The 25,235-nt window shown below is 66.0% G+C and carries 18 protein-coding genes; 13 read left to right on the forward strand and 5 right to left on the reverse strand.

Going from position 1 to position 25,235, the window contains the following annotated elements:
• The first annotated feature begins 25 nt into the window (after positions 1-25).
• Positions 26-853: a 2-oxo-tetronate isomerase gene (gene otnI / locus AC1PPL_RS00350; protein WP_123675766.1), complete on the forward strand. Its 828-nt coding sequence runs from the start codon at positions 26-28 to the stop codon at positions 851-853.
• Between the two features lie 117 nt (positions 854-970).
• On the opposite strand, the gene AC1PPL_RS00355 is transcribed toward otnI, so the two are convergent.
• On the reverse strand, positions 971-1,837 hold the full coding sequence (locus AC1PPL_RS00355; protein ID WP_088888505.1) for a universal stress protein: 867 nt from the start codon (positions 1,835-1,837) through the stop codon (positions 971-973).
• Positions 1,838-1,985: 148 nt separating this feature from the next.
• The gene (locus AC1PPL_RS00360) at positions 1,986-2,918 is read right to left on the reverse strand and encodes a LysR substrate-binding domain-containing protein (protein WP_479972372.1); all 933 of its coding nucleotides are present in this window, start codon (positions 2,916-2,918) and stop codon (positions 1,986-1,988) included.
• A 96-nt stretch (positions 2,919-3,014) separates the two neighbouring features.
• On the opposite strand from AC1PPL_RS00360, the gene AC1PPL_RS00365 reads away from it, so the two are divergent.
• Genes AC1PPL_RS00365 through AC1PPL_RS00375 form a run of 3 tightly spaced genes read left to right on the forward strand, consistent with a single transcriptional unit; the run spans position 3,015 to position 5,770 of the window.
• Positions 3,015-4,367, forward strand: coding sequence for an acyclic terpene utilization AtuA family protein (locus AC1PPL_RS00365; protein ID WP_479972373.1), 1,353 nt, complete (start codon positions 3,015-3,017; stop codon positions 4,365-4,367).
• 9 nt (positions 4,368-4,376) lie between these two features.
• A complete protein-coding gene (locus tag AC1PPL_RS00370) occupies positions 4,377-4,739 on the forward strand; it encodes an AtuA-related protein (protein WP_011805082.1) in 363 nt (120 codons plus the stop codon).
• 44 nt (positions 4,740-4,783) lie between these two features.
• The gene (locus tag AC1PPL_RS00375; RefSeq protein WP_479972374.1) at positions 4,784-5,770 is read left to right on the forward strand and encodes a Bug family tripartite tricarboxylate transporter substrate binding protein; all 987 of its coding nucleotides are present in this window, start codon (positions 4,784-4,786) and stop codon (positions 5,768-5,770) included.
• A gap of 68 nt (positions 5,771-5,838) precedes the next feature.
• Here the strand turns inward: AC1PPL_RS00375 and AC1PPL_RS00380 are convergent, their stop codons facing one another.
• Positions 5,839-6,897 (reverse strand): AI-2E family transporter, encoded by a 1,059-nt coding sequence (locus AC1PPL_RS00380; protein ID WP_041835977.1) that lies wholly within the window; start codon positions 6,895-6,897, stop codon positions 5,839-5,841.
• 216 nt (positions 6,898-7,113) lie between these two features.
• Between AC1PPL_RS00380 and AC1PPL_RS00385 the strand changes: the two genes are divergently transcribed.
• From AC1PPL_RS00385 to AC1PPL_RS00405, 5 genes are all read left to right on the forward strand, one after another.
• Entirely contained in the window at positions 7,114-9,990 is a 2,877-nt protein-coding gene (locus AC1PPL_RS00385) for a 2-oxoglutarate dehydrogenase E1 component (protein WP_011805085.1), read from the forward strand.
• A 49-nt stretch (positions 9,991-10,039) separates the two neighbouring features.
• Entirely contained in the window at positions 10,040-11,305 is a 1,266-nt protein-coding gene (gene odhB / locus AC1PPL_RS00390; protein ID WP_015913423.1) for a 2-oxoglutarate dehydrogenase complex dihydrolipoyllysine-residue succinyltransferase, read from the forward strand.
• 89 nt (positions 11,306-11,394) lie between these two features.
• Positions 11,395-12,822 carry a dihydrolipoyl dehydrogenase gene (lpdA, locus tag AC1PPL_RS00395; RefSeq protein WP_479972375.1) on the forward strand — a complete coding sequence of 476 codons (1,428 nt, stop codon included), beginning with the start codon at positions 11,395-11,397 and terminating at the stop codon, positions 12,820-12,822.
• Between the two features lie 83 nt (positions 12,823-12,905).
• The gene (zapE, locus tag AC1PPL_RS00400; RefSeq protein ID WP_041836257.1) at positions 12,906-14,003 is read left to right on the forward strand and encodes a cell division protein ZapE; all 1,098 of its coding nucleotides are present in this window, start codon (positions 12,906-12,908) and stop codon (positions 14,001-14,003) included.
• Entirely contained in the window at positions 14,003-14,689 is a 687-nt protein-coding gene (locus AC1PPL_RS00405; protein ID WP_479972376.1) for a hypothetical protein, read from the forward strand. The genes zapE and AC1PPL_RS00405 overlap by 1 nt, the downstream gene beginning before the upstream one ends.
• Before the next feature lie 59 nt (positions 14,690-14,748).
• Here AC1PPL_RS00405 and AC1PPL_RS00410 read toward each other — a convergent pair whose 3' ends face one another.
• Positions 14,749-15,552, reverse strand: coding sequence for a PP2C family protein-serine/threonine phosphatase (locus AC1PPL_RS00410; RefSeq protein WP_011805090.1), 804 nt, complete (start codon positions 15,550-15,552; stop codon positions 14,749-14,751).
• A 171-nt stretch (positions 15,553-15,723) separates the two neighbouring features.
• Between AC1PPL_RS00410 and yoaA the strand changes: the two genes are divergently transcribed.
• On the forward strand, positions 15,724-17,790 hold the full coding sequence (yoaA, locus tag AC1PPL_RS00415) for a DNA repair helicase YoaA (protein ID WP_313561792.1): 2,067 nt from the start codon (positions 15,724-15,726) through the stop codon (positions 17,788-17,790).
• Here the strand turns inward: yoaA and AC1PPL_RS00420 are convergent.
• Positions 17,753-18,550: an outer membrane protein assembly factor BamD gene (locus AC1PPL_RS00420; protein WP_312130446.1), complete on the reverse strand. Its 798-nt coding sequence runs from the start codon at positions 18,548-18,550 to the stop codon at positions 17,753-17,755. The two genes, yoaA and AC1PPL_RS00420, sit on opposite strands and share 38 nt — an antisense overlap.
• A 134-nt stretch (positions 18,551-18,684) precedes the next feature.
• Here AC1PPL_RS00420 and dnaE point away from each other — a divergent pair, with 134 nt between their 5' ends.
• From dnaE to clpA, 3 genes are all read left to right on the forward strand, one after another.
• Positions 18,685-22,224, forward strand: coding sequence for a DNA polymerase III subunit alpha (gene dnaE / locus AC1PPL_RS00425; RefSeq protein WP_479972377.1), 3,540 nt, complete (start codon positions 18,685-18,687; stop codon positions 22,222-22,224).
• Between the two features lie 77 nt (positions 22,225-22,301).
• Positions 22,302-22,670 carry an ATP-dependent Clp protease adapter ClpS gene (gene clpS / locus AC1PPL_RS00430; protein ID WP_015913417.1) on the forward strand — a complete coding sequence of 123 codons (369 nt, stop codon included), beginning with the start codon at positions 22,302-22,304 and terminating at the stop codon, positions 22,668-22,670.
• A 59-nt stretch (positions 22,671-22,729) separates the two neighbouring features.
• Positions 22,730-25,078, forward strand: a complete 2,349-nt coding sequence (gene clpA / locus AC1PPL_RS00435) for an ATP-dependent Clp protease ATP-binding subunit ClpA (protein WP_088886618.1) — start codon at positions 22,730-22,732, stop codon at positions 25,076-25,078.
• The last annotated feature ends 157 nt before the right edge of the window (positions 25,079-25,235 follow it).

Here is a 25,235-nt window from a genome sequence, read left to right on the forward strand (position 1 = left end):
TTTTTGTGCGAACGCCCTTCCTGTCATGCCCCGCCTTGCTGCTAACCTCTCCATGCTCTACGCCGAGCATGCCTTCCTGGACCGCTTTGCCGCTGCCGCGCGCGACGGCTTCCGGGGTGTGGAATACCTCTTTCCCTACGACCATCCTGCGGAGCAGATCGCGCAGCGCCTGGCCGAACATGGACTGACGCAGGTACTGTTCAATGCCCCGCCGGGGGACTGGGCGGCGGGCGAGCGCGGTCTGGCCTGTCTGCCGGGGCGCGAGGCGCAATTCCAGGAGGGGCTGCAACAGGCGCTGCACTATGCGCAGGCGCTGCGCTGCGAGCGCCTGCACGTGATGGCTGGCGTAGTGCCGCCCGGGCTGGCGCACGCCGACGCACGCGCCTGCTACCTGCGCAACCTGCGCTGGGCCGCCGGCCAGGCCGGGCGCCAGGGCGTGCGGCTGATGATCGAGCCCATCAACGGGCGCGACATGCCCGGCTACTTCCTGCAGCGCCAGCAGGACGCCCATGCCGTGCTGCAGGAACTGGGCGCTTCCAACGTGCAGGTGCAGTTCGACCTGTACCACTGCCAGGTCATGGAGGGCGACGTGGCCACGAAGATCCGCCACTACCTGCCCACGGGACGGGTGGGGCATTTCCAGATCGCCGGCGTACCTGAGCGGCACGAGCCCGACCAGGGAGAGCTGCAGGTCGACTACCTGCTGGGCGTGATCGACGAGGTGGGGGCCACCTGCGGCTTCGACGGCTGGGTGGGCTGTGAATACCGTCCGGCGATCGCGGGCCCGGGCGGCACCTCGCAGGGGCTGGCCTGGGCGCGGCGCTGGGGTGTCGTGCCGCGCGGCGCGGATTGAGGGCGTTCGCCCCGGCGCGGGGCGGGGGCTAGCGTGGGGACGTCACAGTTCAGATAAAAAAGGCCTGCAGCGCTTATGCAGTAAGCGCTAGCAGCTATTGAATCGATAGTTAACCCGTCAGCGCAGCACCAGCACCGGCACGCTGCACAGCCGCAGCAGTGCAGTGGTGGTGCTGCCGACGATGAGCTGGCGGATGCGCGAGTGCCCGTAGGCGCCCAGCACCAGCAGTACGTTGCCGTGCGACTGCAGCAGGGCCGGCAGCGCCTCCTCCGGCACGCCCGGCACGATCTGCGTGGTGATGTCGAAGCCTGCGGCCTCCAGGTGTGACTGGGCGCTTTGCAGCGCTTCCAGCATCTCCAGCGTGGGCTCGCCGGCCAGGGCCAACAGGCCGGGCATGCCGCGCAGCAGCGGGCTGCGGCCCACGGCCTCTACGGCGCGGCGCGCGGTGGCGCTGCCGTCAAAGGCCACGACGAAGCCCGCCGGCGCCACGAACTCCGGCATGGTCACCACCATCACCGGCTGGCGCACGTTGCGCACCACGCCTTCCACACGGTAGTCCAGCCGCAGCTTGCGCGCGGCGGTGGCGCGGTGCTGGCGCCCCAGCACGAACAGGCGCGCGCTGGGTTCGTGCTCCAGCAGCACGTCGGTCAACTCGCCCTGGCGCAGCAGCGCCTGCAGCGACGGCACGCGTGCGGCATCCACGCGCGCCTGGGCCTCGGCCAGCATGCGGCGCGCGGCCTCCTGTGCGACGTGGCTGCGCTCTTCATCGAGGGTATTCAGGCGCTGCAGCAGCAGGTCCTGCGCGCCCATGCCGATGACGCCGCTGTAGTCGCCCACGGGCGGCATGGGTTCAGGCCGCTCCAGTGCGTGCAGCAGCGCCAGGGGTGCCTGCAGGCGCTGCGCGGCCCACAGGGCCCCGTCCACCACGGCGTGGGTGGTGGCCAGCCCGTCGATGCAGGCATACACGGTGTCGTGGGTGTTCATTGCTTCCTCCTGCGCACGCATGTGATGGCCCGAGTGTGGCATCGCAGAGCGTGCAGTGCCACCGGGGGTGCCCCGCAGGCCGTGGTCGCAGGTGAATGCAATTCACAAGAAAATCGCGCTCTAGCGCTTATCCATCAAGCGCTGCCAGCTATTGTTTTGATGGCATTTCGGCATGCATCGGCCGCTGCTGCATCACCCGTGCGTACAGCGCCTGCGCGGCCACCGACAGGCCCCGGTCGCGCCGGCGCACCAGGTAGATCTGCCGCGTGAGCCCGGGCAGGGCCAGCGGCCGGGTGGCCAGGCCCTCCTGCTGGAAGTGGAACAGCGTGAGCGTGGGCACCACGCTGATGCCCAGCCCGGCCCGCACCATGCCCATGACGGTGGCCAACTGCTCCACTTCCATCAGCGTGCGCATCGCATGGGGATGGAAGGCCGCCTCCAGGTATTGGCGCACGCTGCTGTGCCGCGCGAGATGGATGAATGGCCACTCGGCCAGGGCGCGCCATTGCGCGGCGGCGCTGCGCCGGCCGGCGGGCAAGGGCTGCCGGGCGAGCGGATGGTCCGCGCGGCAGACCAGGTGAAAGCCGTCCTCGCAGAAGGGCTCGGCCTGCAGCTCGGGCGTGTCCGCGCGGATGGCGGCCAGCGCGAAGTCGGCCTTGCCCGAGGCCACGCGCTCGATGCAAGGCTCAGACAGCACGTCGGCAATGTCCAGTTCCACACCCGGGTGCTGTGCGCGAAAGCCGGCCAGCACACCGGGCAGCCACCCTGCGGCCAGCGAGGGCAGCAGCGCGACGGACACGCGCCCGCGCCGCAGCAGTGCGGCGTCGCGCAGAGTGGCCAGCGCGGCATCCACCTCGGCGCGAATGCGCAGCGCCGACGCATGGAAGTTCTCGCCCTCGGCCGTCAGGCTCACATGGCGCGTGCTGCGGTCGAACAGGCGCAGACCCAGGTCGTCCTCCAGCGCGCGGATGAGCGCGCTGAAGGCCGGCTGCGACAAGTGGCACTGCGCCGCGGCGCGCGTGAAGCTGCGCTGCGCCGCCAGGGCAAGGAAGGCGTCGACCTGCCGTGTGGAGATATTCATTTGATATCCAGATGAATTGATCTTGACAATCTATTTCACAGAATAACCTGCCGTGCCTACAGTGCGCCCTGGAGACATTCCCCAAGGACCCCTGCAATGGCGAACCCCTCACCCCTGCTCATCGGCTGTGCGGCCGGCTTCTCGGGCGACCGCCTGGATGCTGCCGCACCCGTGGTGCAGGCGCTGGTGGACAGCGGCCGGCCCGGCGTGCTGATCTTCGAGACCCTGGCCGAGCGCACGCTGGCGCTGGCCCAACTGGCGCGCCGCGCCAATCCCGATGCGGGCTATGAGCCGCTGCTGGATGAGCTGCTGCGGCCGGTGCTCGCGCAATGCCTTCAACACGGCGTGCGCATCGTGAGCAACTTTGGCGCGGCCAATCCTCGGGGCGCTGCGCTGCGTATCCAGCAACTGGCAGCCGAGCTGGGCGCGCGCCGCCCGCGCGTGGCGGTGGTGCACGGCGACGACCTGAGCGGCGCACAGCACCGCGCCGTGCTGGAGCGGGCGTTGGGCCCGTCCATGCCCGCGCAGCCCATCGTGAGCGCCAATGCCTACATTGGCGCGGAACCCATCGCCCAGGCGCTGCGCGCGGGGGCCGACATCGTGGTCTGCGGCCGCGTGGCCGACCCTGCGCTGGTGCTGGGCCCGGCGCTGGCGCATTACGGCTGGTGCATGGACGACTGGGACCGCCTGGCGCGCGCCACCATGGCGGGCCACCTGCTGGAATGCGGCGCGCAGGTCACGGGCGGCTACTTTGCCGACCCGGGCTACAAGGACGTGCCGGGCCTGGCCCGGCTGGGCTACCCGATCGCCGAGATCGACGCCGACGGCCATTGCACCCTTACCAAGCCGCCGGGCACGGGGGGGCGCGTGGACGAGCGCACGGTCAAGGAGCAGCTGCTGTATGAACTGCACGACCCCGCCGCTTACCTGACGCCCGACGTGGTGGCCGACATCACCCAGGCGAGCGTGGCGCAGGTCGGCAGCGACCGCGTGCACCTGCAGGGCGTGCGCGGCCATGCGCGGCCGCCGTCGCTGAAGGTGAACGTGTGCTTCGAGTCCGGCTGGTTTGCCGAGGGCGAAATTTCGTATGCCGGCGCGCGCGCCGAGGAGCGCGCCCGCCTGGCGGGCGACGTGTTGCGCGAGCGGCTTGCGAGCGTGGCACCGCTGCGCGTGGACCTGATCGGCGTGGCCAGCGTTTGGGGTGACGACGCAGGGCGGTGGCTGGCGGCGCAGGCAAGCCAGGGCGCGCGGGACGTACGCCTGCGCGTGGCGCTGCAGCACCGCGACCATGCCAGCGCGCAGCGCCTGGTGCGCGAGGTGACGGCGCTGTACTGCTGCGGCCCGGCGGGGGGCGGCGGTGTGCGCACGGCCATGCGCCCGCGCCTGGGCACCGTTTCCTGCCTCGTGCCGCGCGAGGCGGTCAATCCTGGCTACACGCTGCTGGACTGAAGGACCACGATGAACCCTACCGATCTCACGGTTCCCCTGTACCGCCTGGCGCACGGCCGCACGGGTGACAAGGGTGACCGCTCCAACATCAGCGTGATCGCCTGGCACCCGGCCCTGTGGGACGTGCTGGTGCAGCAGGTTACCGAGGAGGCCGTGGCGCGCCAGTTCGCGGCGCGGGGGCCCACGCGCGTCACGCGCTATCTGCTGCCCCAACTGCAGGCGATGAATTTCGTTCTGGATGGCGTGCTGGACGGCGGCGTGAACGACGCGCTTAACCTCGACAGCCATGGCAAGGCGCTGTCCTTTCTGTTGCTGGACCTGCCGGTGCGGATGCCGGCGGCGCTTGTACATCACCTGGCCGGAGCGCATTGACGCGCGCCGGCGGCATTTTTCATCACCACAACCAAGGAGACACCATGAACCCGTTCCCGCATCGCCGCCGTGTACTGGCTGCCACCGCTGCGGCCGTCCTGTGTGCCGCGGCCGGCGCCGCCAACGCACAGGCTCCCGCCTATCCTGCCAAGCCCGTCACTTTCGTAGTGCCGTTTGCGGCCGGCAGTGCCACCGACCAACTGGCGCGGGCATTGGGCCAGGCCGTGAGCACCGATGCGCGGCAACCCGTGGTCGTGGAGAACAAGGCCGGCGCCAGCGGCATGATCGCCGCGCAGTCCGTCGCCAAGGCACCGGCGGATGGGTACACGGTGCTCATCACCACCAACACCACGCATGCCGCGAACGAACACCTGTACAAGAAACTGCCCTACGACCCGGTGAAGGATTTCGCTCCCGTCACCGGCCTGGGCAAGGGCGGCCAGGTGCTGGTGGTGAACGCGGGCGCTCCCTACAAGAACGTGGGCGACCTGCTGGCCGCCGCCCGCAAGAACCCCGGCAAGCTGAGCTTTGGCAGCGGCAGTTCTTCCAGCCGCATGGCCGGCGAGATGCTCAAGCAACTGGCGGGGGTGGACATTCTGCATGTGCCGTACAAGAGCAACCCGTTGGCCATCACCGATCTGCTCGGCGGGCAGATCGACCTGATGATCACCGACACGTCCACCGGCGTCCCGCAGGTCAAGGCGGGAAAGCTGCGCGCGCTGGGGTACTCCACGCAAAAGCGCAGCACGCAGCTGCCCGAGGTGCCCACGCTGGATGAGGCCGGCGTGAGGGGCTATGACATGGGCTACTGGTTTGCGGCCTACGTGCCCGCCGGCACGCCCGCGCCCGTGGTGGCGCGGCTGAACGCGCTGCTGGCGCAGGCGACGAGGAGCCAGGCCGCCCAGTCGTTCTTCGAGACCGCAGGCTCCGAGGCCTGGACCACCACGCCCGAAGAGCTGGCGCGCTTTCAGGCCGCCGAGACCCAGAAGTGGGGCAGGGTGATCAAGGCCGCGGGTATTGAGGCGGAATGAGTGCGCCGGCGGGGTTGAAGGCGTTTTGGCCTTCAGCGCCCGCCCATCAAGCGCTAGCAGCTACTATTTCAGGAGCGTTCTGCGCCGTCGTGCGGCGCGAACAGGTCCCAGGTGGCGATGAACAGTGCGGCGATCATCGGGCCGATCACAAAGCCCGTGAGCCCGAACAGCGCCATGCCGCCCAAGGTGGAGATCAGCACCACGTAGTCGGGCAGCTTGGTGTCCTTGCCGACCAGCACGGGACGCAGTACGTTGTCCACCAGCCCGATGACGAATACGCCATAGGCGGTGAGGATCACGGCCTGCCCCGGCGCGCCGGTCGCCAGGAAGTAGATGGCCACCGGCCCCCAGATCAGGCTGGCGCCCACGGCGGGCAGCAGCGACAGGAACGCCATCAGCACGCCCCACATCACCGGCCCCTGGATGTTCAACAGCCAGAAGATCAGGCCGCCCAGGGCGCCCTGGGCGGCGGCCACCACGATGTTGCCCTTCACGGTGGCGCGGATCACGGTGGTGAACTTGATGGCCAACTGCTCCTTGTGCCGCGCATCCAGGGGGATGGCCTCGCGGATGCGCGCCGCCAGCCGCGCGCCGTCGCGCAGCAGGAAAAACAACAGGTAGAGCATGACGCCGAAGCTCACCACGAACTGCAGCGTGTTCTGGCCCACGTCCAGCGCCTTGGTGGCCAGGAACTGGCTGGCCTGGGCGCCGATCGTGGTCAGGCGGGCTTGCAGCTCCGCGCGGGTGGTGAGGTGAAAGCGGTCCAGCAGCTCCAGCATCCAGGGGGGCAGCGCGGCCAGCACCTGCTGCAGGTAGGCGCCGAAGTTCAACTGCCCCGAGCGGGCGCGCTCGTAGGCCACGCTGGCCTCCTGCACCAGCGAAGCGCCGATCAGCGTGACCGGCAGGATCACGATCACCAGGCACACGCCCAGGGTGGCAAGCGCGGCCAGGTTGCGCCTGCGCGGCATGCGCCGCTGCAGCCGCCGGTGCAGCGGCGTGAACAGGATGGCGAGCACCACACCCCAGAAGATGGCGCCGTTGAGCGGCCAGAGGATGGCGCCAAAGGCCAGCGTCACGACGGTGAGCAGGAGCAGCAGGGTGCGGGACTGGAGCGTGGGCGGGTTCATGGGGGCGGTGGAAGGAGCGAAGCCCAAAATGTAAGCCACACAGACGCCTGTCTTGATACACCACTCGCCGCGCGCGCAGGCGTTCAATGGCACAATAGCGGCCGCAAACGAGGCCCTTCCCCTGCCACAGTCGCATCCGCCAACCGGTTCAGCCGTGACGCGGAAGGTTTGTTAACCAGCTAACGCTTCCTTCAGGGAAGTGGAGGTCAGCGGAATATGAGCGATCCGACATCCGTCTACCAAGCCTACCAAGGCAACACCTATCTTTTCGGCGGCAACGCGCCCTACGTCGAAGAGATGTATGAGAACTACCTTGCCAACCCTGGCAGCGTGCCAGACTCCTGGCGCGAATACTTTGACGCACTGCAACATGTGCCCGCGGTAGACGGCAGCAATGCCAAGGATGTTCCCCACCTGCCCGTTATCAACGCCTTTGCCGAGCGTGCCAAGGCCGGCGGCACCAAGGTCGTGGTGGCCAGCGCCGACGCCGAGATGGGCCGCAAGCGCACCGCCGTCCAGCAACTGATCGCCGCGTACCGCAACGTGGGCCAGCGCTGGGCCGACCTGGACCCCCTCAAGCGCACCGAGCGCCCCCAGATTCCCGAACTGGAGCCGTCGTTCTACGGCTTCAGCGATGCCGACCAGGAAACGGTGTTCGACGCGAGCAACACCTTCTTCGGCAAGGACAAGATGCCCCTGCGTGAGCTGCTGAACGCGCTGCGCGAGACCTACTGCGGCACCATCGGCGTGGAGTACATGTACGCCACCGACCAGGTGCAAAAGCGCTGGTGGCAGCAAAAGCTGGAAAGCATCCGCAGCAAGCCCAACTTCTCTGCCGACAAGAAAAAGCGCATCCTGGAGCGCCTGACGGCCGCCGAAGGCCTGGAACGCTATCTGCACACCAAGTACGTGGGCCAGAAGCGCTTCTCGCTCGAGGGGGGCGAGTCCTTCATCGCCGCCATGGACGAGTTGATCAACTCCGCAGGCGCGAAGGGCGTGCAGGAAGTGGTGATCGGCATGGCCCACCGCGGCCGCCTGAACGTGCTGGTCAACACCCTGGGCAAGATGCCCAAGGACCTGTTCGCCGAGTTCGACCACACCGCCCCCGAGGACCTGCCCGCCGGTGACGTGAAATACCACCAGGGCTTCAGCTCCGACGTCTCCACGGCCGGCGGCCCGGTGCACCTGTCGCTCGCGTTCAACCCCTCGCACCTGGAAATCGTCAACCCGGTGGTCGAGGGCTCCGTGCGCTCGCGCATGGACCGCCGCGGCGACCCCAAGGGGAAACAGGTGCTGCCCGTGCTGGTGCACGGTGACGCGGCCTTTGCCGGCCAGGGCGTGAATCAGGAAACCCTGGCGCTGTCCGAAACCCGTGGCTACACCACGGGCGGTACGGTGCACCTGATCATCAACAACCAGATCGGCTTCACCACGTCCGATCCGCGCGACCTGCGCTCTACGCTGTACTGCACCGACATCGTGAAGATGATCGAGTCGCCCGTGCTGCACGTGAACGGTGACGATCCCGAGGCCGTGTGCCTGGCCATGCAGCTGGCGCTGGATTTCCGCATGGAATTCGCCAAGGACGTGGTGGTGGACATCATCTGCTACCGCAAGCTGGGCCACAACGAGCAGGACACGCCGGCGCTGACCCAGCCGCTGATGTACAAGAAGATCGGTCAACACCCCGGCACGCGCAAGCTCTACGCCGACAAGCTGGCAGCCCAGGGTCTGGGCGAGACGCTGGGCGACGACATGGCCAAGGCCTATCGCGCCGCCATGGACGAGGGCAAGCACACGGTCGATCCGGTGCTGACCAACTTCAAGAGCAAGTACGCCGTGGACTGGAGTCCCTTCCTGGACCAGAAGTGGACCGATGCCGGCGACACCGCCATCCCGCTGGCCGAGTGGAAGCGCATCGCCGAGAAGATCACGACCATTCCAGAGACCGTCGCACCGCACCAACTGGTGAAGAAGGTCTACGACGACCGCGCCGCCATGGGCCGTGGCGAGGTCAACGTGGACTGGGGCATGGGCGAGCACATGGCCTTCGCATCGCTGGTGGCATCGGGCTATCCGGTGCGCCTGTCTGGCGAGGATTGCGGCCGCGGTACGTTCACGCACCGCCACGCCGTGATTCATGACCAGAAGCGTGAGAAGTGGGACGAAGGCACCTACATCCCGCTGCAGAACGTGGCCGAGAACCAGGCGCCGTTCACGGTGATCGACTCCATCCTGTCCGAGGAGGCCGTTCTGGCCTTCGAATACGGCTACGCCTCCAACGACCCCAACACGCTGGTGGTCTGGGAAGCGCAGTTCGGCGACTTCGCCAACGGCGCACAGGTGGTGATCGACCAGTTCATCGCCTCGGGCGAAGTGAAGTGGGGCCGCGTGAACGGCATCACGCTGATGCTGCCGCACGGCTACGAAGGCCAGGGCCCCGAGCACAGCTCGGCCCGCCTGGAGCGCTTCATGCAGCTGGCCGCTGACACCAACATGCAGATCGTGCAGCCCACCACGGCCAGCCAGATCTTCCATGTGCTGCGCCGCCAGATGGTGCGCAACCTGCGCAAGCCCCTGGTCATCATGACGCCGAAGTCGCTGCTGCGTAACAAGGACGCCACGTCGCCGCTGTCCGAGTTCACCAAGGGCGGTTTTCAGACCGTCATCTCGGAGCAGGACGAAGCGATCGCCAAGAAGGCCGACAAGGTCAAGCGCGTGATCGCCTGCTCGGGCAAGGTCTACTACGACCTCGTGAAGAAGCGCGTGGAGAAGGAAGCTACCGACGTGGCCATCATCCGCGTCGAGCAGCTCTACCCGTTCCCGCACAAGGCCTTTGCCGCCGAGCTCAAGAAGTACCCGAATGCCACCGACATCGTGTGGTGCCAGGACGAACCGCAGAACCAGGGCGCCTGGTTCTTCATCCAGCACAACATCCACGAGAACATGCTCGATGGCCAGAAGCTGGGCTATGCCGGCCGCGCCGCATCTGCCTCCCCCGCAGTGGGTTACGCCCATCTGCACCAGGAGCAGCAAAAGGCCCTGGTGGAAGCCGCTTTCGCCAAGCTCAAGGGTTTTGTCCTGACCAAGTAAGGCCGCAAACCCACACCTTCAGTACAGAACCCTCTTTGGAAAGAATCAAATGGCTATCGTAGAAGTCAAAGTCCCCCAGCTGTCCGAGTCCGTGGCCGAGGCCACCCTGCTGCAGTGGAAGAAGAAGCCCGGCGAGGCCGTGGCAATCGATGAAATCCTGATCGAGATCGAGACCGACAAGGTGGTGCTGGAAGTGCCCGCACCGGCCGCTGGCGTGATGGCCGAGATCGTGGTTGCCGACGGCGGCACCGTGGCTTCGGACCAGGTCATCGCCAAGATCGACACCGAGGGCAAGGCCGGCGCGGCCGCGCCGGCAGCTGCTGCCGCTGCACCGGCGCCCGCAGCGGCATCTGCCCCGGCGGCCGCTGCGCCTGCCGCTGCTGGCGGCAGCAAGGGCGACGTGGCCATGCCGGCCGCCGCCAAGCTGCTGGCCGACAACAACCTGTCGGTCGGCGATGTGACGGGCTCCGGCAAGGACGGACGCGTGACCAAGGGCGATGTGCTGGCCGCAGTGGCAGGCGGCGTGAAGTCGACGGCCGCCGTGATCCCCACCGGCGTGCCCACCAAGGCGCTGCCCCAGGTAGCAGCCCCGTCGTCCGCTGCTGATCTGGGCGAGCGCCCCGAGCAGCGCGTGCCCATGAGCCGCTTGCGTGCCCGCGTGGCCGAGCGTCTGCTGCAATCGCAGTCCACCAACGCCATCCTCACCACGTTCAACGAAGTGAACATGGCGCCGGTGATGGACCTGCGCAAGAAGTTCCAGGACGCATTCACCAAGGAGCACGGTGTGAAGCTGGGCTTCATGTCCTTCTTCGTGAAGGCCGCGGTGCATGCCCTCAAGAAGTACCCGGTGCTCAACGCCTCGGTGGACGGCAACGACATCGTCTACCACGGCTACTTCGACATCGGTATCGCCGTGGGCTCGCCGCGCGGCCTGGTGGTGCCCATCCTGCGCAACGCAGACCAGATGAGCTTTGCCGACATCGAAAAGAAGATCGCCGAATTCGGCAAGAAGGCGGCCGACGGCAAGCTGGGCATCGAAGAGATGACCGGTGGCACGTTCTCCATCTCCAACGGCGGCACCTTCGGCTCGATGATGTCCACCCCCATCATCAACCCGCCGCAGTCGGCCATCCTGGGCGTGCACGCCACCAAGGACCGCGCCGTGGTCGAAAACGGCCAGGTCGTGGTGCGTCCGATGAACTACCTGGCCATGTCTTATGACCACCGCATCATCGACGGCCGCGAAGCCGTGCTGGGCCTCGTGGCCATGAAGGACGCGCTGGAAGACCCGTCGCGCCTGTTGTTCGACCTGTAATTCCCACAGGGTTCGACGCATACGAAAACCCACCCCCGGCCCGGTCCAGCGGTGGGTTTTTTCTCATCACCAGATACTGTTTTTGAACCATGAGCAAGCAATTTGACGTCATCGTGATCGGCGCAGGCCCTGGCGGCTACATCGCCGCCATCCGCGCCGCCCAGTTGGGCATGAATGTGGCCTGTATCGACGAGTGGAAGAACGCCGCTGGCGGCGCCGCACCCGGCGGTACCTGCACCAACGTGGGCTGCATTCCCTCCAAGGCGTTACTGCAGTCGTCCGAGCATTTCGAACATGCCAACCTGCACTTTGCCGACCACGGCATCACCGCTACGGGCGTGAAGATGGACGTGGCCAAGATGATTGCCCGTAAGGACAACGTCGTGAAGCAGAACAACGACGGCATCCTGTACCTGTTCAAGAAGAACAAGGTGACCTTCTTCCACGGCCGCGGCTCCTTCGTGAAGGCGGTGGACGGGGGCTATGAAATCAAGGTCACCGGCAAGGCCGAAGAAACGCTGACCGCCAAGCAGGTCATCGTGGCCACCGGATCCAACGCACGTGCGCTGCCCGGTGCGGCCTTCGACGAAGAGCAGATCCTGTCCAACGACGGCGCGCTCGCCATCGGCAGCGTGCCGAAGAAGCTGGGCGTGATCGGCTCCGGCGTGATCGGCCTGGAAATGGGCAGCGTGTGGCGCCGCCTGGGTGCCGACGTGACCATTCTGGAAGGCTTGCCCACGTTCCTGGGCGCGGTGGACGAGCAGATCGCCAAGGAGGCCAAGAAGGCCTTCGACAAGCAAGGCCTGAAGATCGAGCTGGGCGTGAAGATTGGCGAAGTCAAGACTGGCAAGACGGGCGTGAGCATCGCCTACACCAACGCCAAGGGCGAGGCCCAGGCGTTGGAAGTGGACAAGCTGATCGTCTCCATCGGCCGCGTGCCCAACACCACCGGCCTGAACGCCGAAGGGGTGGGCCTGAAGCTGGATGAGCGCGGCGCCGTGGTGGTCGACGGTGACTGCAAGACCAACCTGCCCGGCGTGTGGGCGGTGGGCGACGTGGTGCGCGGCCCCATGCTGGCGCACAAGGCCGAGGAAGAGGGCGTGGCCGTGGCCGAGCGCATGGCTGGCCAGCACGGCCATGTCAACTTCAACACCATCCCCTGGGTCATCTACACCAGCCCCGAGATCGCCTGGGTCGGACGCACCGAGCAGCAGCTCAAGGCCGACGGCGTGAAGTACAAGGCGGGCACCTTCCCGTTCCTGGCCAATGGCCGCGCGCGCGCGCTGGGCGACACCACCGGCATGGTGAAGTTCCTGGCCGACGCCGCCACGGACGAAATCCTGGGCGTGCACATCGTCGGTCCGATGGCTTCCGAACTGATCGCCGAAGCCGTGGTCGCCATGGAGTTCAAGGCATCGAGCGAAGACATTGCGCGCATCTGCCATGCCCACCCCTCGCTGTCCGAAGCCACCAAGGAAGCGGCGCTGGCCGTGGACAAGCGCACCCTCAATTTCTGATAATTTGAGGCAAAAATGGCTGCCAGCGCTTGTGTGGCAAGTGCTGGCAGCTATTGTTTTTGAAGCATAGGGATAACATGCGGGTGAACGTCAGGCAGGCGTACGAGGCCGAGCTGGCCGCCAAGGGCTTCAAGAGCGATCCGGCCCAGTTGCGGGCCGTGGATGCACTGGAGCGTTGTGCCCAGGAATGGGGAGCGTACAAGCAGCGCCGCTCCAACACGCTGAAGAAGCTCATCAACCGGCCCCAGGTGCCGCGTGGCGTGTACATGTACGGCGGTGTGGGGCGAGGCAAGAGCTTCCTCATGGACTGCTTCTTCAACGCCGTACCCATCAAGCGCAAGGTGCGCCTGCACTTTCACGAATTCATGCGCGAAGTGCACCGTGAGCTGGCTGGCCTGCAGGGGACGCAGAACCCCCTGGATGTGCTGGGTGCGCGCATCGCCAAGCGCTATAAGCTGATCTGCTTTGACGAGTTCCACGTCGCGGACATCACTGACGCGATGATCCTGCACCGCCTGCTGGCGGCGCTGTTCGACAACGACGTGGGCTTTGTCACCACTTCCAACTTCAAGCCCGACGAACTGTACCCCGGCGGCCTGCACCGCGACCGCATCCTGCCTGCCATCGACCTGCTCAACGAGCGCATGGAGGTGGTGAACGTGGACAACGGCACGGACTATCGGCGCCGTGCGCTGGAGCTGGTCGAGCTCTACCACACGCCCCTGGGCCCCGCGGCGGACGCGGCCATGCAGCACGCCTTCGAGCAGCTGGCCGAGGTGCGTGACGAAGACCCGGTGCTGCACATCGAGGCGCGCGAGATCAAGGCCATCCGCCGTGCGGGCGGCGTGGTGTGGTTCGACTTCCGCGAGCTGTGCATGGGCCCCCGGTCGCAGAACGACTATCTGGAAATCGCCTCGCAGTTCCACACGGTGCTGCTGTCCAACGTGCCCTACATGCCTGTCAGCATGGCGTCGCCCGCGCGCCGGTTTACCTGGCTGGTGGACGTGCTCTACGATAGGCGCGTGAAACTCGTCGTCTCCGCCGCCGTGCCGCCCGAGCAGCTCTATACGGAAGGCCCCCTGGCGCATGAATTTCCACGCACCATTTCGCGCCTCAACGAGATGCAATCCAAGGAATTCCTGGCGCTTGAGCGGCGCGTCGTCGATACCGGACTGACCTGATGCCTGCACTGCCTTCCCGCTTTCTTGCTGCAGCTCTCCTGTGCGTGGGTGGGGCAGCGCTGCCTCCCCTGGCGGCGTGGGCTGCCGACGCTCCATTGACCGATGCAGCGCAGGCGCAGCGGCAGCGCCAGACCCAGCGTGAGCACATCCAGGCGCAGCGCCGGGAGATCGAGGCGCAGCGTGAGCGCGGCGAGGCGGCTTGCTACCAGCAATTTGCCGTGGAGGATTGCCTGCGCAGGGTGCGTGTACAGGCACGTGAGGCCGACAACGTGCTGCACCGCCAGGAAGTGCAGATCAACGATGCGGAGCGCCGGGAGAAGGCGGGGCAACGCCTGCAAGCAATCGAGGAGCGCAAGCAGGAGCAACGCCAGAAACTGGAAGCAGGGGAGCGTCCCGCCCCGATGCGGGTGGCGCCCCGCAACGCGCCGCAGAAGCCCCGCGAGCAGGAGGCGCGCGACCGTGCGCAGCAGCAGAGCCGCCGCGCAGCCGAGCATGCGGCCGATGTGCAACGCCGTGAGCAAACGCAGCCCCAGCGCATCCAGGATTCCCGCGCCCGCTACGAGGCCAAGCAGCAGAAAGCACGTGAGCGCCGCGAACGCCTTGAGCGCCAGCAAGCCGAGGCGGCCGGCCGCAAGCCGTCGCCGGCATTGCCGCCGCCGGCCCCGGCCGCGAGCAGCGACCGTTGAGTGCCCTTTAGGGCCCGGTGGACGCCACGGCCCATGCGGGGCCGTCTTCCACGCGCGTTTTAGGTGGCGGGTGTGAGTTGCGCCAAGCGTGGAGGCTTCTTTTCCTCTACCAGCGTTTCGATCTTCACGATGGCGAGCGACAGGTTGTCGCCGCCCCCGCGTGCGCGCGAGCGCGCCTTGTCGATGAGGAACTCGGTGGCCTCGCGCGGCGTCAGCGAATCCAGGACCGATGCCAGTTCCGCAGGTGAGAAATAGTGCCACACGCCGTCGCTGCAGGCCAGCAGTACGTCGCCCGGCTGCATCTGGGGAATCAGGTGGGTGGTGATGGGAGGGTCGCTCTCGGTGCCCAGACAGCCGACGAGGATGTTGGAGTGGGGGTGGGTGTTGGCCTCGGCTTCCGTGATCTCGCCACGGTCCACGAGCGCCTGCACATAGGAGTGGTCGCTGGTGCGGAACACCAGCCGCCCCCCCTGGAAGTGGTAGATGCGCGAGTCCCCTGCGTGGGCCCAGTGGCAATCGCCGCGTGGGTTGATCACGAATGCCGCGATGGTGCTGTGTGGCTCCTGTTCCGCGGAAATCGCGGTGAGGCGGATCACGATGTGCGCCTCCTCTACGATGTGCTTGAGCAGGGCGGCGGCGTCGTCCGTTTCTGGCGAATAGCGTTCAAACAACTGGCGCGCGGTGAGCATCACCTGGTCGGACGCCTTGCGCCCTCCGCTGCGGCCACCCATGCCATCGGCCACCACGCCCAGTACGCATCCATTGAAACGCGGGTGCGACAGCAGGGCGACCTGGTCTTGCTGGTACTCGCGGTCACCCTTGTGGATGCCGGTCGACGCAATGAGGCGGAACGCTTTGGTCATGGGATTGGAGCGGAGGACGAAAGGCCGCCTCGCAGTCGCGAAAGCGGGGGGAGCCGCCTATTATGATCAACTCCCGGGCCTTGTCATCGCTGGTGCGTCTGCTTGTGTTTTTAGAGCATCACGGCTGGTGCAAGGCCATTCCTTTCTGACACTTCTTTTGGCCCGCGGCGCATGTCCTTGAGCGATCTCGTCCTCCCGGTGTTTGCGCCCGACGGACCCCTGGCGCGTGTGCGGCCTGATCTGCGTTCCCGCCCGGGGCAGGCGGCCATGGCCCTCGCTGTGGCGCAGGCCATCAACGCCCGGGAGTCACTGGTGGTGGAAGCGGGAACGGGGATTGGCAAGACCTTTGCCTATTTGGTTCCCGCACTGCTGAGCGGCGAGCGTGTGCTCATTTCCACGGCCACCAAGACACTGCAGGACCAACTGTTGACGCGCGACCTGCCGCTGCTGCAGCAGGCGCTGGCGCTCCCGCTACGCGTAGCGGCCCTCAAAGGCCGGGCCAATTACCTTTGCCTTTACCGACTGGAGCAGGCGCGTCGCGACGGGGAGGGGCATGACGAAGCAGTCGCCCACGATCTGGCGTGTGTTGAGCGATGGGCCCAGTCCACGCGCAGCGGAGACCTGGCGGAGGTCCCCGGTCTGGATGAATACTCAGCCGCCTGGAGGCAGGTCACTTCGACGGTAGACAACTGCCTGGGTTCCATGTGCCCGCGGTTGCGCCAATGCCATGTCTACCGCGCACGGCACGACGCGCAGGCGGCGGATGTGCTCATCATCAACCACCACCTGTTCTTTGCGGACCTCGGTGCGCAGGGGGCGGGGGCCGCGCAACTGCTACCGGACACCGGGGTCGTGGTGTTCGATGAAGCCCATCGGTTGGCCGAGACTGCGGCCCAGTTCCTGGGCACGCATGTCAGCACCAGCCAGCTGCTGCAACTTGGGCAGGATGTGGTGGCGGCTGGGGCGCGGCATGCGCGCGGCGCTGCGGATTGGCAGGGGTTGCTCCAGCACCTGCGCCAGTGCGCGCACGCGCTGCGCCTGGCGGTCGCTCCGGGCGAAGATGCCGATGCAGCCGGCTCCCGCATCGCCTGGACGGGCGTCACACCCGAGGCCTTGGATCCGTCAGCCTGGGACGGTGCGCTGGAGGGGGCGGTGGCGGCACTCCGCGCGGTGCTGGCCGCACTGGACGGCGTGGCGCAGCACGCTCCCGATCTGGCCCACCTGCACAGCCGGACGGTCGCGTTGCTGGAGCGTGTACTGCATTTCTGTTCCGACGCGGAAGCTGGCACGGTGCGCTGGGTTGAATCTGCAGGTGCGTTGCGCATGGTGGAAACGCCCCTGGATGTGGCCGGCGCCCTGCGCACGCTGTGGGAGGGAAAGCCCCCCACGGAGGGCGCCTGGGACGAGAGCGACGAACCGCCTGCCGCGTCCGCACCGCGTTCGTGGATCTATACCTCCGCCACGCTGGGCGATGGCAAGGACCTGCGCTGGTTTACCGATGCCTGTGGTTTGGAGGGCGCTCGTATCCTGCAGGTGCCTAGCCCCTTCGACTACGCGCGGCAGGCGGCGCTGTATGTGCCACCCGCACTCCCGCTGCCTTCCGACGCGGGGCACAGCGTTCAGCTTGCGCGCTGGGTGGGTGATGCCGTAGCACGGCTTGGCGGGCATACGCTGGTGTTGACCACCAGTCTGCGGGCGCTTGCGGTGATCGCGGATGAGCTATGCCGCCGGTTCGCGCCCGGCGGCGGCATCGAGGTGCTGGTGCAGGGACATGCCTCACGGTCGCGCATGGTGGAGCGCTTTCGTGCCCAGCTTGACGCGAGCGGCCGGCCGGCGGGCCATGTGCTCGTGGGGGCGGCGTCGTTCTGGGAGGGGATCGACGTGCCGGGCGAGGCCCTGCAGATGGTGGTGATCGACAAGCTGCCATTCCCCGCTCCGGGTGACCCGTGGGAGCAGGCGCAGGCACGGCGGCTGGCGGACCAGGGAGGCAACGTGTTCCGCAGCCACGCCCTGCCATCGGCGGCAGTGGCGCTCAAGCAGGGGGCCGGCCGGCTGATCCGCAACGAGAACGACCACGGCATACTGGTCATCGCCGACACACGCCTGTTGCACAAGGGCTATGGCAAGCCTCTGCTGCGGGCATTGCCCCCCATGCGGAGGCTGCATACGCAGGAAGAGTTCGGCGCGGCGCTGGATGCCCTTACCAGAACTTCCACCAGGGGTTCGCCTTCGCCTTGAATCCCGTCTGCGGCAGGCTGCTCTGAGGATAGGTCGCATCCATCACGCGGCGGGTGTCGTCACGCAGTTGTGTGAGTCCCAGCGCGTCGTACGACCGAACCAGGATGTACAGAGCCTCTTCCGTCGCTGGAACGTCCTTGTAGTCGGCAACCGCACTCTGCGCGCGACTCACGGCGGCCACATACGCGCCGCGCTCATAGTAGTAGCGCGCCACGTGTACTTCGTACTGCGCCAGCGAGTTGACGATGTAGGTCATGCGCTGGCGCGCGTCGGGCGTGTAGCGCGACTCGGGGAAGCGGGTCACCAGTTCGCGGAAGGACTCGAACGAGTCCTTGGCGGCCTTCTGGTCGCGCTCCGACAGGTCCTGGCGCGAGAGCCACGAGAACAGGCCCAGGTTGTCGTTGAAGTTCACCAAGCCTTTGAGGTACAGCGCATAGTCGTACGCTGGGCTGGCGGGGTGCAGTTTCATGAAGCGGTCCAGCGTGGCAATAGCCTGCGCCTTCTCGCCGCCCTTGTATTGCGCGTAGGCCTTTTCCAACTGGGCCTGTTGTGCCAACGGCGTGCCGGCGGCGCGTCCTTCCAGCTTTTCCAGCAGCGGCACGGCTTTGTCGTAAGAGCCGCCATTGAGCTCGTCGCGTGCTTCCGAATAAATCTTGTCGGTACTCCAGCCAGCGGTCTTGTCTTCAGGCGTGCTGGAGCAGGCAGCCAGCAGGCCGGCGGCGAGCAGGGCAGAAATCAAAGGCAGGGGAAAACGCGGCATGGCGGCAGCTCTTGTACTAAGGGTGTGCGACGGCGGCGGCACCTCCATGGAGCGGCCGCATGGCACCATTGTAAGGATGCTGCGCGCGGGGCCCTGAGCAAGCATGGGACATGCCCGCGTTCCTACAATGCCGCATGTTTGTCCACTTGCGCTTGCACACTGAATTTTCCGTCGTGGACGGAACCACCCGTATCGACGAGGTCGTGAAGGCGGCGGCGAAAGACGGCCAGCCCGCCCTGGCGATCACGGACCTGAACAACCTGTTCGGCGCGATCAAGTTCTACAAGGAAGGCCGGGGCAAGGGCGTCAAGCCCATCCTGGGCGCCGAAATCTACCTGGAGGGGGAAGCGGCAGGCGCACCCTCGCGCATGGTGTTGCTGGTGCAGAACCGCACCGGGTATCTGAACCTCTCCGAACTGCTGGCCCGCGCGTGGACGCGCAACATCGTCAGGAACCAGGCGCTGTGCACCTGGGAGTGGCTGCAGGAATTGGGCGATGGCCTGATTGCCCTCGCTGGAGCACAGGCCGGTCCCGTGGGGCAGGCGCTCATGAAGGGCGATGACGCCGGAGCTGCGCAGCTGGCGCTGCGTCTGGCGGGCATTTTCCCGCACCGCTTCTACCTGGAGGTCCAGCGCGCCGGACGCACTGACGACGAAGCCCATGTCACCGCCGCGGTGCAGCTTGCCGCGCGCCTGGCCCTGCCGGTGGTAGCCACCCACCCGGTGCAGTTCGCAACGCCGGACGATTACGAGGCGCACGAGGCGCGCGTGTGCATTGCCGAGGGCGAGATCTTGGCGAATCCGCGGCGCGTGCGCCGTTTCACGCGCGAGCAGTATTTCAAGAGCAGTGCCGAGATGGAAGCGCTATTCGCCGATGTACCCAGCGCGCTCGCCAACACCGTTGAGGTGGCCAAGCGCTGCAATGTGTCGCTGGTGCTGGGCAAGCCGCAACTGCCGCACTTCCCCATTCCGGGCGGCATGACGATGGAGCAGTACTTCCGCCACGCGTCCCACGAGGGCCTGGAGGAGCGGCTGCTGCACCTGTACCCGGACACCGCCGAGCGCGACCGCCAGCGCCCCCGCTACCAGGAGCGGCTGGAGTTTGAACTGGGCACCATCCTGAAGATGGGCTTTCCCGGCTACTTCCTCATCGTGGGTGACTTCATCCAGTGGGCCAAGAAGAACGGCTGCCCGGTGGGCCCCGGGCGCGGCTCGGGTGCGGGCTCGCTCGTGGCCTACGCGCTCAAGATCACGGATCTGGATCCGCTGCAATACAACCTGCTGTTCGAGCGCTTCCTGAACCCCGAACGGGTGTCCATGCCCGACTTCGACATCGATTTTTGCCAGGCCAACCGCGACCGGGTGATCGACTATGTGAAGGATAAATACGGCAAGGAGGCCGTGAGCCAGATCGCCACCTTCGGCACGATGGCGGCCAAGGCTGCCATCCGCGACGTGGGGCGGGTGATGGACATGAGCTACACGTTCTGTGACGGTATCTCGAAGCTGGTGCCGGGCAAACCCGGCCAGACCTATACGCTGGCCTACCCGCCAGAGCCCAAGAAGGAAGGGGACAAGAACAACTACGCCCTGGAGTTGGAACCCATCCTGTACGAGCGCGTGCGCAAGGAGGAGGACGTGCGCACCATCATCGAAATGGCGCAAAAGCTCGAAGGGATGACGCGCAATATTGGCATGCACGCCGGCGGCGTGCTGATCGCGCCGGGCAAGCTGACCGATTTCTGCCCGCTGTACCAGCAGCCAGGCAGCGAATCGGCGGTGAGCCAGTACGACAAGGACGATGTGGAGGCCATCGGCCTGGTGAAATTCGACTTCCTGGGCCTGGCGACGCTGACCATCCTGGAAATCGCGCGTGAGTTCATCATGCAGCGTCACAAAGGGCAGGAAAACTTCGCGTTCGAGAACATTCCCCTGGACGATGCTGCGACCTACAAACTGTTCTCGGACGGCAAGACCGAAGCCGTGTTCCAGTTTGAAAGCCGGGGCATGCAAGGCATGCTCAAGGAAGCGCGCCCAAGCAGGCTGGAAGACCTGATCGCCTTGAATGCCCTGTACCGGCCCGGCCCCATGGACCTGATTCCCAGCTTCGTGAACCGCAAGCACGGCAAGGAGGTGGTGGAGTACCCGCATCCGCTGGTGGAGCCCGTGCTGGCCGAGACCTACGGCATCATGGTCTACCAGGAGCAGGTGATGCAGACCGCCCAGGTGCTGGGCGGCTACAGCCTGGGCGGCGCCGACATGCTGCGCCGTGCCATGGGCAAGAAGAAGGCCGAGGAGATGGCCGAGCACCGTGCCATCTTCCGCAAGGGTGCAGCCGAAAAGGGTATCAGTCAGGATAAGGCCGACGAGGTCTTCGACCTGATGGAGAAGTTTGCGGGTTACGGCTTCAACAAGTCTCACGCCGCCGCCTATTCGCTGCTGGCCTACCACACGGGGTGGCTCAAGGTGCACTACACGGCGGAGTTTTACTGCGCCAATATGACCGTGGAAATGGACGACACCGACAAGCTCAAGGTGCTCTATGAAGACGCGGTCAAACATTTCGGCATGACCTTCGAGCCGCCGGACATCAACCGCGGCAATTACCGCTTCGAGCCGGTGACGGACAAGGTCATCCGCTATGGCCTGGGCGCCGTTAAGGGCACGGGACAGCAGGCGATCGAGGCCATCATCGCCGCACGCGAAGGGCAGGGCGTGGGTCCGCAGGGCGCAACCCGGGGGCCTTTCAAGAGCTTGTTTGACTTTTGCGTACGCGTGGACCGCACGCGCGTCAACAAGCGCACGGTGGAGGCGCTCATCAAGGCGGGCGCCTTCGATGCCCTGCAACTCAACCGTGCCGCGCTCGTGGCATCCCTCGACCGGGCGTTCGAGTTTGCCAATGCGCAGATCGCCAACGCCAACCAAGGCGGGCTGTTCGACATGATGGGCGATGACGCCATCGGCTCCAGCACGCAGGAGCCTGATTTGGTGGATGTGATGCCCTGGGGCATCAAGGAACGGCTGATGCAGGAGAAGACCGCGGTGGGCTTCTACCTCTCGGGCCACTTGTTCGATGAAGTGCACCAGGAAGTGCGCCGCTTCGTGCGCACCGCTATCGACGAACTGGTAGACAGCCGCGAGACGCAGGTGGTAGCCGGCATCGTGAGCGACTACCGCGTCATTAACGGGCAGCGCGGCAGGCTGGCGTTGTTCAAGCTGGACGACAAGTCGGGCGTCATCGAGGCTTCCGCCGACGAAGGGCTGATCAACGCGAACGCCGGCCTGCTCAAGGACGATGAATTCGTAGTGGTGAGTGGTCGGTTGCAGTTGGACCACTTCAGCGGAGGCCTGCGTATGAAGGTGCAGCAGGTCTGGGATTTGGCGGGTGCGCGGGCACGCTATGGGCGCTATCTGCAGGTGTGCCTGGGGCAGCAGTTGCCAGACATCGGGGCGCTGGTGCGTGACTATCCTCCGCAACGGGAGGAGACAGAACACGGCGAGGTGCTTGCCCATGGCCTGCGCGTGCGCATGCAGTTGCGCTGCACAGCGGCGGCCGGCGCGGCCACGGCCGAGGTGCAGTTGGGAGAGGCCAGCCGGTTCTTTCCCAGCGATGCCGCGCTGGCCGCGTGGAGCGCTCAGGCGGGCAGCGGTGCTGTGAATGTGGTCTATGAGTAGGGCTGTGATCAGCGCTTGAAAAAAGCCCGCGCGGCACCATGTGCGGTCTGCTCCGGTGCCGCATCGGCCTCGCTAGAATGAAATTCATGGCAACCACTCCCCCAATCCCCGCGCCGGTGCCGGCTCCCACCCCTCCGTCCTGGGACGAGGGTGGTTCGGTCGTGCTGGAGCGGCGTACACAGAAGACCCAGCCGCCCCAGATGTACCAGGTGGTCATGCTCAACGACGACTACACCCCCATGGAGTTCGTCGTCGTCGTGTTGCAGGAGTTCTTCAACAAGGACCGCGAGGCCGCCACGCAGATCATGCTGAAGATTCATCTGGACGGCAAAGGCGTGTGCGGTGTGTACACGCGCGATGTCGCCGCTACCAAGGTGGACCAAGTGCTGGAAGCGGCGCACAAGGCAGGCCACCCCCTGCAATGTTTGAGTGAGCCCGTTGAATAAGGGGGCATTGCTCCCGATCTACAGTCATCCCTAACACGCAAGCACAAAGGAGTTCTCACATGATTGCCCAGGAACTGGAAGTCAGCTTGCACATGGCCTTTGTCGAGGCCCGCCAGCAACGCCACGAGTTCATCACCGTGGAACATCTGCTGCTGGCACTGCTCGATAACCCCAGCGCGGCCGAGGTGCTGCGTTCATGCGCTGCCAACATCGACGATCTGCGCGCATCGCTGACCAACTTCATCAAGGACAACACCCCGCAGGTCGCCGGTACCGACGAGGTGGACACACAACCCACGCTGGGCTTCCAGCGGGTGATTCAACGCGCCATCATGCACGTGCAGTCCACGGGCAACGGCAAGAAGGAAGTCACGGGCGCCAACGTGCTTGTGGCCATCTTCGGCGAAAAGGACTCCCATGCCGTGTACTACCTGCACCAGCAGGGCGTGACGCGCCTGGACGTGGTGAACTACATCGCCCACGGCATCAAGAAGGGCGAGCCGCCGGAGCCTGCCAAGGCCGAGGGCCAGGCCGACGGGGAAGAGGGCGCGCAAGGCGAGCGCAGTGAAAAGGCGTCGCCCCTGGAGCAATACACCCAGAACCTGAACCAGGCGGCCAAGGACGGGAAGATCGACCCCCTAATCGGCCGCAACTACGAGGTCGAGCGCACGATCCAGATCCTGTGCCGCCGCCGCAAGAACAACCCGCTGCTGGTGGGTGAGGCCGGCGTGGGCAAGACCGCGATTGCCGAGGGCCTGGCTTGGCGCATCACGCAGAACGACGTGCCCGAGATCCTGGCCGAGGCCACGGTGTATTCGCTGGACATGGGCGCATTGCTGGCGGGCACCAAATACCGCGGCGACTTCGAGCAGCGCCTCAAGGGCGTCTTGAAGAGCCTGAAAGACAAGCCCAACGCCATCCTGTTCATCGACGAGATCCACACGCTGATCGGTGCGGGCGCGGCGTCGGGCGGGACACTGGATGCGTCCAACCTGCTGAAGCCTGCGCTGTCCAGCGGGCAGCTCAAGTGCATCGGCGCAACGACATTCACCGAATACCGGGGCATCTTCGAAAAGGACGCGGCGCTGTCGCGGCGTTTCCAGAAGGTGGACGTGGTCGAGCCAACGGTACAGGAGACCATCGACATCCTCAAGGGACTCAAGAGCCGCTTTGAGGAGCACCACAGCGTGAAGTACGCCGCCGCTGCCTTGCAGGCCGCGGCCGAGCTGAGTGCCAAGTACATCAATGACCGCCACCTGCCCGACAAGGCCATCGACGTGATCGACGAGGCTGGCGCAGCGCAGCGCATCCTCACGCCGTCCAAGCGCAAAAAGACCATCGGCAAGGCCGAGATCGAGGAGATCGTGGCAAAGATCGCCCGCATCCCGCCTGCCAACGTGTCCAATGACGACCGCGGCAAGCTGCAGACGCTTGAGCGCGACCTCAAGAGCGTGGTTTTCGGTCAGGACAAAGCGCTGGAGGTGCTTGCCGCCGCCGTCAAGATGGCACGCTCGGGACTGGGTAAGGCGGACAAGCCGATCGGCTCCTTCCTGTTCTCCGGCCCCACAGGCGTGGGAAAAACCGAGGCCGCCAAGCAGCTCGCCTACATCATGGGTGTGGACCTGATCCGTTTCGACATGTCGGAGTACATGGAGCGCCACGCCGTGAGCCGCCTCATCGGTGCGCCTCCGGGCTACGTGGGCTTCGACCAAGGTGGCCTGTTGACCGAGGCAATCACCAAGAAGCCGCATGCGGTGCTGCTGCTCGACGAAATCGAGAAGGCACATCCGGACATCTTCAACGTACTGCTGCAGGTCATGGACCACGGCACGTTGACGGACAACAACGGGCGCAAGGCCGACTTCCGCAACGTCATCATCATCATGACGACGAATGCGGGCGCCGAGACCATGAACAAGGCCGCTATCGGCTTCACGAATCCGCGCCAGGCGGGCGACGAGATGGGCGACATCAAGCGCCTGTTCACGCCCGAGTTCCGCAACCGCCTGGATGCCATCGTGAGCTTCAAGCCGCTGGATGAGCAGATCATCCTGCGCGTGGTGGACAAGTTCCTGCTGCAGCTCGAGCAGCAACTCGCCGAGAAGAAGGTGGAAGTTACCTTTACCGACGCGCTGCGCAAGCACTTGGCCAAGAAGGGCTTTGATCCGCTCATGGGCGCGCGCCCCATGCAGCGCTTGATCCAAGACACCATCCGCAAGGCGCTGGCCGACGAGTTGCTTTTCGGTCGCCTGACCGAAGGCGGGCGTCTGACGGTGGACATCGAGGTCAAGACGGACGACAAGGGCGTGGAGACTTCCGAGGTGCTGCTGGACATCCAGCCGGTGCCCAAGAAGGAGCGCGGAGCCAAGTCCGAACCGGCCGAACCCGAAGAAGCCACCGCCGACTGATTCCGGCACCGCCGCGTTTTAACAAACCCGCAGCTCGCGCTGCGGGTTTTTTATGGGCGCGCGCCATGCTTATGAACAAAAGCGCCTCCGGCGCCCAACCACCAAGCGAGAGCAGCTATCGATAAGAGAGTGAATTGCTGGGGGGGTCGTGCGAATG

Source organism: Diaphorobacter sp. B2A2W2 (assembly GCF_056730635.1).

Excerpts from the sequence above, each read along its gene's own strand:
- AC1PPL_RS00375 (WP_479972374.1), top strand. The coding sequence starts at position 4,784 with ATGAACCCGTTCCCGCATCGCCGCCGTGTACTGGCTGCCACCGCTGCG.
- odhB (WP_015913423.1), top strand. The coding sequence starts at position 10,040 with ATGGCTATCGTAGAAGTCAAAGTCCCCCAGCTGTCCGAGTCCGTGGCC.
- clpA (WP_088886618.1), top strand. The coding sequence starts at position 22,730 with ATGATTGCCCAGGAACTGGAAGTCAGCTTGCACATGGCCTTTGTCGAG.
- lpdA (WP_479972375.1), top strand. The coding sequence starts at position 11,395 with ATGAGCAAGCAATTTGACGTCATCGTGATCGGCGCAGGCCCTGGCGGC.
- AC1PPL_RS00370 (WP_011805082.1), top strand. The coding sequence starts at position 4,377 with ATGAACCCTACCGATCTCACGGTTCCCCTGTACCGCCTGGCGCACGGC.
- yoaA (WP_313561792.1), top strand. The coding sequence starts at position 15,724 with ATGTCCTTGAGCGATCTCGTCCTCCCGGTGTTTGCGCCCGACGGACCC.
- AC1PPL_RS00420 (WP_312130446.1), bottom strand. The coding sequence starts at position 18,550 with ATGCCGCGTTTTCCCCTGCCTTTGATTTCTGCCCTGCTCGCCGCCGGC.
- AC1PPL_RS00380 (WP_041835977.1), bottom strand. The coding sequence starts at position 6,897 with ATGAACCCGCCCACGCTCCAGTCCCGCACCCTGCTGCTCCTGCTCACC.
- AC1PPL_RS00405 (WP_479972376.1), top strand. The coding sequence starts at position 14,003 with ATGCCTGCACTGCCTTCCCGCTTTCTTGCTGCAGCTCTCCTGTGCGTG.
- AC1PPL_RS00360 (WP_479972372.1), bottom strand. The coding sequence starts at position 2,918 with ATGAATATCTCCACACGGCAGGTCGACGCCTTCCTTGCCCTGGCGGCG.
- AC1PPL_RS00385 (WP_011805085.1), top strand. The coding sequence starts at position 7,114 with ATGAGCGATCCGACATCCGTCTACCAAGCCTACCAAGGCAACACCTAT.
- AC1PPL_RS00355 (WP_088888505.1), bottom strand. The coding sequence starts at position 1,837 with ATGAACACCCACGACACCGTGTATGCCTGCATCGACGGGCTGGCCACC.
- dnaE (WP_479972377.1), top strand. The coding sequence starts at position 18,685 with ATGTTTGTCCACTTGCGCTTGCACACTGAATTTTCCGTCGTGGACGGA.
- AC1PPL_RS00365 (WP_479972373.1), top strand. The coding sequence starts at position 3,015 with ATGGCGAACCCCTCACCCCTGCTCATCGGCTGTGCGGCCGGCTTCTCG.
- AC1PPL_RS00410 (WP_011805090.1), bottom strand. The coding sequence starts at position 15,552 with ATGACCAAAGCGTTCCGCCTCATTGCGTCGACCGGCATCCACAAGGGT.
- clpS (WP_015913417.1), top strand. The coding sequence starts at position 22,302 with ATGAAATTCATGGCAACCACTCCCCCAATCCCCGCGCCGGTGCCGGCT.
- otnI (WP_123675766.1), top strand. The coding sequence starts at position 26 with ATGCCCCGCCTTGCTGCTAACCTCTCCATGCTCTACGCCGAGCATGCC.